The following is a 323-nucleotide window of genomic DNA, read 5'->3' as shown; positions in this document are numbered from 1 at the left end:
TAACACTGTTTATCTTCTTTGAGGACATTGAGCGGCGTTTCATCCGCTTGAACCACCACTTGTTGAAGAAGGTGGGCTTTCAGCGCTTCATATAAAGGTTCGAACTTATCACTGACTTGGATAACCCACCTTGCCATGGTAGTTCGTGATAGCTCGATACCCGACTGGGTAAACAGCGACTCTTGGCGGTACAGTGGCATCGCGTATTGATATTTACCAAGGATGATGTTGGTCAACAAGCTTTCTGTGGCAAAGCTTTTAGGGATGATGCTCTGGGGGGCTGGCTTTTGAACGATACGGCTGTTGTCTTCAGTTTGCTCGCA

1 protein-coding gene is annotated in these 323 nt (G+C 47.4%); it reads right to left on the bottom strand.

Going from position 1 to position 323, the window contains the following annotated elements:
• On the bottom strand, positions 1–323 hold a 323-nt coding region (locus AB4484_RS26530; protein ID WP_372081031.1), incomplete at both ends, for a transposase.

The sequence above is a fragment of the Vibrio sp. 10N.261.46.A3 genome (assembly GCF_041472995.1).
GTDB lineage: Bacteria > Pseudomonadota > Gammaproteobacteria > Enterobacterales > Vibrionaceae > Vibrio > Vibrio coralliirubri.
The sequence above is the reverse complement of the archived record's forward strand: the minus strand, read 5'-3'. Positions and strand labels throughout refer to the sequence as shown.